Source organism: Mycolicibacterium pyrenivorans (assembly GCF_025821625.1).
Classification (GTDB): Bacteria; Actinomycetota; Actinomycetes; order Mycobacteriales; family Mycobacteriaceae; genus Mycobacterium; species Mycobacterium pyrenivorans.
In genome coordinates this window covers 1-7,351 of the sequence record NZ_JACKSH010000293.1, presented here as the reverse complement: position 1 = coordinate 7,351, position 7,351 = coordinate 1, and the positions used below count along the sequence as shown (strand labels likewise).

Sequence of the window (7,351 nt, the reverse complement as noted above, 5' to 3'; positions counted from 1 at the left end):
TCGGCGTTGGTTCCCTCGACGTACTCCATGGCGATCCACAGTTGGCCGGTGTCGGTCTCGCCGCGGCTGAACACGCGCACGATGTTGGGATGTTCGAGGCCGGCGGTGATGTCGGCTTCGTGGAGGAACTGGGCGCGAACGTGGTCGCCGTTGGCGTGCTCGGGTTGAAGCACTTTGAGTACTTCCCGGCGCGGCAGGGTGGGACTGTGCACCAGGTAGACCGTCGCCATCGCCGTGACGGCCAGGACCCGCTCGACGCGGTATCCGGCGATGTTGGTGGGCGGTGTGGGCTGGCCCTCTGGTGCGGTCATGGCGACACCTTCTCTGCCGAACGGTGACGGCTGCGCACGTGTGTGCTCATAGGCGGAGCCGTTCGACGGCTTGTCCGGTGACCTGCGCGATCAGGTCGAAGTCCGTGTCGACGGCAAGCACGGTAAGGCCGGCCATCTCGGCGACCGCGGCCACAAGCAGATCCGGGATCGCCGGGGCGCGGTGCAGCCCACGGTCGGCCAGCTGGAGCTGCACGCCCACGGCGCGGTCCTCGGCGGCTGGGGTCAGGTACTCGAATGCCAGCGGCGGTGCGCCTGATTCGCTGCGGGCCTGCGATCCGTTGCGGAACGAGTAGCCGATCTGTAGGCGGGTGACGGTGCTCATGCGCACGAGGCCGCGTTCGATGCGCTCGACCCAGGCCTGGGCGTCTGGGGAGGCCACCAGTTGCGTGTAGGCCGATTTGTCGATGAGCCAGTTGGTCACCGCCACGCTGCGTCCATGATGTCGGGGTCGTCGAGGTCGGTGGCCGCCGCGGCGGCGCGGCGTAGATCGTCGACGGTCATGGTGCGCGTGGGGGCGCTCACTGAACCTTCGGTCTCGAATCTGGTTCGCAGATATTCTTGGCGTGAGAGACCGCGGGCGGCTGCGTCGGCGTCGATACGCGCGATCGCCGCGTCGGACAGTCCGCGGATCAGCACATCGCCCATCGCGCATGACCTCCTGATATCATCGTTATCAGTTTACAGGGTGTTTAGCTGGCCCCCTGCGGCGACACTCATCGCGACGGGCATCCGCGCGGCCGGGCTGACTCCTGCTGTCACCAGGGCTCTGCATGCCCGATAATTGGTGGCGTGACCATTCAGCTTGAGGCGGCCCAGGCGCTGGCGGTGGTCGAACGCGCCCGCTCGCTGTTCGGTACACCCGGGCCTGTGGCGACGTCGGGCGTTCCTCTGCAGACTGCCGCGGAATCCGTCAGCGGCGCGGGCCAGCAGATGTCGGGCCTGTCTGGTCAGCTCGTCGATCGGCATGCGTCGGTGGTCCAGCAGCAGAACCGGGAGCTGGTCACCGCCGGCCGTACCGACTCCACCTTGGAAGCTCGATTGGCCAGCGCTGCGCAGATCACCGAGGGCGGGGCGCGCCAAATGGACACGATTGTCGCCCAGACGCGCTCGATCGCCGAGGTGGCTGGATCGGCTCGAACGCCTGCGGCGGAGATGATGGTGCTCAAGGCGCTGCGGACTCAGGTCGCCCGCGCCCAGTCGGTGGTGGCCTCGACTCAGCAGCAGTCCAGCCAGGCCGCCGGCGAAGTGAGAGCACTCAGCTACGGCTCGGGTGAGTTGCCCCAGGCTCCGGCCGATCTTCCTACCGACAAGCCGGGGGAGGACCCACCGCACGGTGAAGATCCGCGGTACTGGCTCGACGTCACGAAGTTGACCTACGTGGGTGACGGCGAGCTCGCGCCGCCGAACTACAAGCAAGTGGGTCCCAACCTTTGGTATCCAGACCCTGAGGGCAGCCTGGGGTATGTGCCGCCGCCGCCGCCGGCGAAGTATCCCCTCGATCTGAGTGACGTTCGGGTGATCGATCCCGACTCGGGTGCGCTCTTCCCGCCGGGTTATCAGCAGGTGGCTCCGGGAATTGGTGTCCCACACCCTGATTCCTATTACGGTGCGCAGCCGCCGTGGTCCAAGCCGCAGCAGCCCATCGATATCCGCGACGTGGTGGAGATTGCGCCAGATCAGCTTGCCCCGTGGGGTTATGTGGAGTACATGCCCGGGTGGTGGGTGCCCGATCCGTCCAGGCCCTAGTGAGGAGGAGGAGGAAGCCAGCCGCCTGAGGGGTTCGTAGTTCAGATCAATTGCGGTCGGCCCTGGTGGTCTTCGACGATGCGGCGCTCGCGGCGCAGTAGCGCGTCCAGAAGGGCGTTGATGTGCGTGACGGCGCGATCGTCGAGGCGGACGGGTCCGTAGATGAAAACATGACCGGCGCCGGCGGTCAGTCCGACAGTATCCGGATCACCACCGGCGTGTACGTGCATCTCCCAGTGGATGCGCGATCCGACGTTATCGGCGCGCGCATCGAGCAAGGCAACACTTCTCGCTGTAACCCCTGTGGTTCCCCCGAGATCGTGGAGGGTTTCTTAAGCCGCTTGCGGCTTCGGTTGTTGTTCCCTGATCTCGTAGTTGACGGGTGAGAGCCCGTCGGCGGCGCTGTGTCGGCGTTGGTGGTTGTAGAACGTGTAGCACCAGTCGATGACGACGGCCCGCGCTTGGATGGTATCACTGAATGTGTTGCGGGACAGGACTTCCCACTCCAGCGAGGAGAAGAACGCTTCGGCGGCGGCGTTGTCGAAACACGATCCCACTCGTCCCATCGACTGCCGGATCCCGAGTGTGGCACACAGCCGCCGAAACGCCTTGGCGGTGTAGGTGGCGCCACGGTCGGTGTGGAAGATGACCCGCTGGGCCTCCTCGTCGCGCCAGATGGCCTGCGGGCCTCCCCGGGTGGCCACGGCCATCTGGACGGCCGCACACGCCAACCCGGCATCCGCGCGGGTACTGGTGGCCGCCCCGAGCAACCGCCGGCTGTACAAATCGATCACCGTGGCCAGATACAGCTTCCCGGAAGCAGTCGGGATCTCGGTCATATCGCCTACCCATTTCTGGTTCGGCCTAGCGGCGGTGAAGTTGCGTTTGAGCAGGTCGGGGAACTTCGGTGCGGTCTTGTCAGTCCGAGTGCAGCCTCCTCGGCGCCGCTTCTTACGTGCCACCAGGTGCTGACGGCGCATCGAGTCGGCCACCGTCTTCTCCGACACCGTCCAGCCCAGATCGCGCAGATCGGCCGCCAGCCGCGGCGAACCATGCAACCCCTTGGCTGTGTTGAAGGCCGTGTGGACCGCCTCGTCGAGGGCGGCGCGTCGCCGATCAGAGTCGGTGTGCACCCCATCAGGGTCGCCGGCGCGGGCCAGCCACTTGTAGAACCACGACACACTGATTCCCAGCAGCGCACAGGTAAACGTATGGGGCACTCGGTATTTGGTCCTCTGGTCAGCGACAAAGCGTGCCACGCTCACTTCGTCGCCTCCTTCACCCACAGGACCACGGATCGCTTGAGGACATCGCGCTCCATCCGCAGCTCGGCGTTCTCGCTGCGCAGGCGCTTGAGCTCGTCCATGTCATCGCGGGTCAACTCCCCGCGCCCCTCCCGGGCCTCGCGGTCCCGGGTCACCCAGTTCCCGAGGGTGCCCTCGTTGACCCCGAGCTCCCGCGCGATCGCCGCGATCGGCTTCCCTGTCTCGTGCACGATCCGCACCGCGCCCTCACGGAACGCCCGGTCGTACTTCTTGCGTTTCTCTGGCATCTCGACCCCTATTGTGGATGCCTCCACGCTCCCGGGGGAACCTCACCCCACCTGAAGATCGTAAGGGCACCTCAATAGGTTGCTGAGCAACAATTTTCGCTGCAAACGGCAGGCGCCTGACGCCGTGCGTTTGGTGTGCTCGGGCCAGGCTGACCAAGAGATTGAGTGCGGTGTCGCAGACGCGCCTTAGCATCAGCGTCATGCTTGGTTTCTGGGTTACCGCGTGGGCCGGATTGTTTCTCTTCGCGACGTTGGCTGTTGAGACGTACGTGAAGCGCCGATGGCCATCGCGCAGCACCCAGGGGTTGGGCGCGGTCGTTGGGCTCAGCGCCATCCTGTTCACGTTCGTTGGTATCGGCGCCCTTGTGGAAGGCGCCCTTCACGGCGCGGCGTGGCTTCGCGACGACGAGATGGCGCTATGGACCGGAATGCTCTGTCTATGGGGCATCTTCGTGTTTGGCGCCCTCCGAGCGATCCCCTGGGTGGTCGCGCAGCGTGAGTGACGATGACAACGCACTTCTGGCTAGCGTGCTGGCGTGAGGCTGAATGCCCAGCAGGCCAGCAGATCTGAGATCCGGGTTTAGCCATCCGCTCGAACGGCGACCACCTCGTCGGCGACGCCTGCTAAGGCGGCGCGCGCATCGTCGAGATAGGTGAACATCGTCGCTCGACCGAGCAGGGCTGGATGACCAGGGATTCCCGTGAGGCCGACGTCGAGCCAGTCGCGGTCGAGCCGGTCCGCCGACACCAATTGACGACCAGGCCGGCCGGCGCCGTCGAGGGCAGAAGCGACCGCCATGCCCGAGTTTGTCGGCAGCATCGTATGGATGACCTCGGCCACCGACCAGGGGCGCAGCCGGGAGGCCGGCATGAGGTCGTCGACGACCGCGGCCACCACCGGTAGAACGGTTAATATTGGCATACCGTCGAAGAATTCGATGTGCTCGTCGAGCGTCGCCTCAAGTTCTCCGCCGTTGAACAGCTGTCCGAAGCGGGCCTCCCGGGTGCCCAACTGGGCGAGACGGTCAGCGACCGGTTGGTGGATCTGCCCGAGGTGCACGAGCACGAAGTCCACCGCTCCAACCGTCACCGCGGGGGAGCCCACCTCGGCGGCCAGAGCGGTCATTCGTATTTCTGCGCGCCAATCGCGACACCAACTGACCGTGGCGGCGTCGAGGCTTTCGAAGTGCAGCACCGGCAGGCTCAGCTCCGCGAAGCCTCGGCGCGCCACTGGCGGCCGGCGTAGGTACTCGGCGAGGTCAACAGCAGCTGGTGCGCTCATCGGGTTGCACACTCCGTGGCAGCGGCCCGTATCCTCAATTCGTCACAGTGACGCAAGAACGTCGCGGACCTGCAGCATGTGCTGTGCGGTCGGCGGGGGGCGTCACGGGCACGCCAGTAGAGAACGCCTGAAATTTCACTCGATCGCTGCCGGGCACCATTCGTGTCGGACGGATGCGCCGCCGGTGGCCGCCGGCCCATTCCATGGCTGGCGCGCTTTTGACGCACGCCATCGACCGAGGTAATCACCGCCGTGACGCTACCGCGCCGGCACTGGACGTACCTTGTCCGGCTCGCGCACCCTGTTGGCAACTCTGGCAGCTGCGTAAGAACGCAAACATGAATACTACTGCGCCGCAACGCATTTCGCCGATAATAGCGATTATGTCAACTCACAGTTGGCATATATGCTAACTTACACTTGACGTAAGCATACTGTCGCAGAATACTTGGCGGCATGGCAATCCCCCGCCTCGTCGAGTTGATCGACAGGTATCGGACCGCGCACGGCGTGAGCGAATCCGAAGTGGCCCGCCGGATTGGCATGTCCCGCGAGAACCTGCGCAAGTGGCGGATTAACGGTGTCAGCCGCCTCCCGGACCGCGAGAATTTGGCGGCCGTCGCCCGCGTGATCGGCAAGCCCTATCGCGAGGTCGTTTCTGCGGCCCTCTTCGACACCGGATACCTCACCGACGACCAGGCGTCCACACCGAGGCCTCACGATGAGGTCCTCCACGACGCGATCAGCGTACTTACCGAGGCAACCCGGCTGACCAATCAACCTATGCGGCAAGCGACGTCAGGCCAATGGGAGGTCGATCCCGATCCCCGCGCCGCGCTGCGCATCGACTGGGCCGCCTTCGTAACGCTGGCCCTGGCGGGCGCGGCGGCCAACGTTGGGAGCATCGAGGAAGCACTGGCAGGCCGGCCAGGCTCGTGGGAGGCCGAAATGGTTCGGCGCACACTACAAGCCATGGTCTTTGACGACAAAGACTTACTGCGCCATCGCACCGAGCCGGTCGTGGTCGATCTCTGGGTGGAAAGCATTCTTGCCCAGATCGACGACGGCAGCGCACCGAGCCGGTCGTGGTCGATCTCTGGGTGGAAAGCATTCTTGCCCAGATCGACGACGGCAGCGACGACGCCTATGCCGACGCACAACTCGAACTCGACGCCCGCGCCGACGCCATTCCTGAGCCCACCGACCTGCCGCCAGGCCCCTTCTCCCCCAACGACCCCCGCATCGCAGCCGTGGACTGGGTGAACGTAGACGACAACGGCTACCTAGTCATCACCCACGATGGCTGGACCGGCGACGCTGACGACGTGGCCCTGCTCTCCGAACTCTCAGCGGAGGCCGAGGCCTCCCGCGATCCAACCCCCGGCGAGATCGCCTATGAGCAAGCCATGCAGTCGATCGCTGCCCTGGTCGACGCACTCACTGAGCAGCAGAAACGCGAATACACCGAGTACGCGACCCGGCTCACCGAGGCCATCCACGCGCAGCTCGCGGCCCTAGAGCTGACGGTACCGCTGTCGATCAATATCACCCTTGCCCCCGAGACTTGGGCTCACGAGGACTTCGACAAGCACGCACCGTCGACGTACTCCAGTAGCGCCATTGAGGGCGCCATCGAAAGCGCCGTCATGGAGACCCCCACCCCCGCAGCCCGCCCCGGCAGTCCCCTCGAACGGCTCGAAGTAAGTCGGAAAGGTCAGTAACAACAATGAGCGAGGTACTTCTTCACCACGTCGAGTGCGGCCCCGTGCAACTGCTCAACAGCGCCCCAACACCGGCCACAGTGCTGGCCAGCCTGCCCGGCCCTGACGGCGCCGCCCAGCTATGCGTTCAGCTGGCGACACCCGTTAAGCACCGCCTCCCTGCGGCCGCGTCGGACGGCGACTACCCGCCGGGCCAACTCGGCCGAGACGCACACGGGCCATTCCTGTGGATCTACTACGCGGCTTTGCATCCCCGCGTGCCCGGGATCGACCTTGCCAAGCCTGCCCTCGATCTCCCCGTCGACGTCTCCTACATCCTTGACCCCAGCATCGGCCAGGCTGACGTGCTCGACGCCACGAAGATGGTGTGGGTTGCCACCGCGTTCCTAAACCACTCCGCACAGCACTCCCCCGCACCCCTGCCTTCATGGCCGGACCTGGAGGACCTCGAACCAGACATCCGCACCGCCGGCGGCCCGCCACCCCACGAGGGCCTAGAACACCACATTGAGCACGCCCTGGCGCAACTGAGCGTGGTCGCCAGGATTGCGGCAAGGCGGACCCTCCCCCGCCCACAGTTCCAAGAATTTCCCGCAGTCGATGCCCCCGGCGCCGCCTATACTGTTGCCCGTCGCTATGGATGAGGATGTCGGCGTCATTGGCGGTGATGATGGGTGGGCTATGAGAACGGCCCCGCTCGGTGTGGTGAGCGGGGCCG

At 65.5% G+C, this 7,351-nt stretch carries 11 protein-coding genes and 1 pseudogene; 5 read left to right on the top strand and 7 right to left on the bottom strand.

Going from position 1 to position 7,351, the window contains the following annotated elements:
- From H7I57_RS32220 to vapB, 3 genes and pseudogenes are all read right to left on the bottom strand, one after another.
- Positions 1-311 (bottom strand): annotated as a pseudogene (locus tag H7I57_RS32220) (serine/threonine-protein kinase); the annotation flags it as partial.
- A 46-nt stretch (positions 312-357) separates the two neighbouring features.
- Entirely contained in the window at positions 358-759 is a 402-nt protein-coding gene (locus H7I57_RS32215) for a PIN domain-containing protein (protein WP_264028471.1), read from the bottom strand.
- Positions 750-977 (bottom strand): type II toxin-antitoxin system VapB family antitoxin, encoded by a 228-nt coding sequence (gene vapB / locus H7I57_RS32210; protein WP_048471216.1) that lies wholly within the window; start codon positions 975-977, stop codon positions 750-752. Before vapB ends, H7I57_RS32215 begins: the two co-directional genes overlap by 10 nt.
- Positions 978-1,121: 144 nt before the next feature.
- Between vapB and H7I57_RS32205 the strand changes: the two genes are divergently transcribed.
- Positions 1,122-2,078: a DUF4226 domain-containing protein gene (locus H7I57_RS32205; RefSeq protein ID WP_264028470.1), complete on the top strand. Its 957-nt coding sequence runs from the start codon at positions 1,122-1,124 to the stop codon at positions 2,076-2,078.
- Between the two features lie 41 nt (positions 2,079-2,119).
- Here H7I57_RS32205 and H7I57_RS32200 read toward each other — a convergent pair whose 3' ends face one another.
- Genes H7I57_RS32200 through H7I57_RS32190 form a run of 3 tightly spaced genes read right to left on the bottom strand, consistent with a single transcriptional unit; the run spans position 2,120 to position 3,630 of the window.
- A complete protein-coding gene (locus H7I57_RS32200) occupies positions 2,120-2,356 on the bottom strand; it encodes a hypothetical protein (RefSeq protein WP_264028469.1) in 237 nt (78 codons plus the stop codon).
- 54 nt (positions 2,357-2,410) lie between these two features.
- Positions 2,411-3,343 (bottom strand): IS3 family transposase, encoded by a 933-nt coding sequence (locus H7I57_RS32195; RefSeq protein ID WP_036349463.1) that lies wholly within the window; start codon positions 3,341-3,343, stop codon positions 2,411-2,413.
- Positions 3,340-3,630, bottom strand: coding sequence for a transposase (locus H7I57_RS32190; protein WP_036349654.1), 291 nt, complete (start codon positions 3,628-3,630; stop codon positions 3,340-3,342). The genes H7I57_RS32195 and H7I57_RS32190 overlap by 4 nt, the downstream gene beginning before the upstream one ends.
- A gap of 200 nt (positions 3,631-3,830) precedes the next feature.
- On the opposite strand from H7I57_RS32190, the gene H7I57_RS32185 reads away from it, so the two are divergent.
- Complete coding sequence (locus H7I57_RS32185; RefSeq protein WP_264028468.1) at positions 3,831-4,133, top strand: hypothetical protein; 303 nt, start codon at positions 3,831-3,833, stop codon at positions 4,131-4,133.
- Positions 4,134-4,210: 77 nt separating this feature from the next.
- On the opposite strand, the gene H7I57_RS32180 is transcribed toward H7I57_RS32185, so the two are convergent.
- Positions 4,211-4,912, bottom strand: coding sequence for a hypothetical protein (locus H7I57_RS32180; protein WP_264028467.1), 702 nt, complete (start codon positions 4,910-4,912; stop codon positions 4,211-4,213).
- A 456-nt stretch (positions 4,913-5,368) separates the two neighbouring features.
- Here H7I57_RS32180 and H7I57_RS32175 point away from each other — a divergent pair, with 456 nt between their 5' ends.
- From H7I57_RS32175 to H7I57_RS32165, 3 genes are read left to right on the top strand one after another with little or no spacing between them, the layout of a single operon-like run.
- Positions 5,369-6,175 carry a helix-turn-helix domain-containing protein gene (locus H7I57_RS32175; RefSeq protein ID WP_264028466.1) on the top strand — a complete coding sequence of 269 codons (807 nt, stop codon included), beginning with the start codon at positions 5,369-5,371 and terminating at the stop codon, positions 6,173-6,175.
- The gene (locus H7I57_RS32170; RefSeq protein ID WP_264028465.1) at positions 6,172-6,633 is read left to right on the top strand and encodes a hypothetical protein; all 462 of its coding nucleotides are present in this window, start codon (positions 6,172-6,174) and stop codon (positions 6,631-6,633) included. The genes H7I57_RS32175 and H7I57_RS32170 overlap by 4 nt, the downstream gene beginning before the upstream one ends.
- A gap of 5 nt (positions 6,634-6,638) precedes the next feature.
- A complete protein-coding gene (locus tag H7I57_RS32165; RefSeq protein WP_264028464.1) occupies positions 6,639-7,277 on the top strand; it encodes a hypothetical protein in 639 nt (212 codons plus the stop codon).
- The last annotated feature ends 74 nt before the right edge of the window (positions 7,278-7,351 follow it).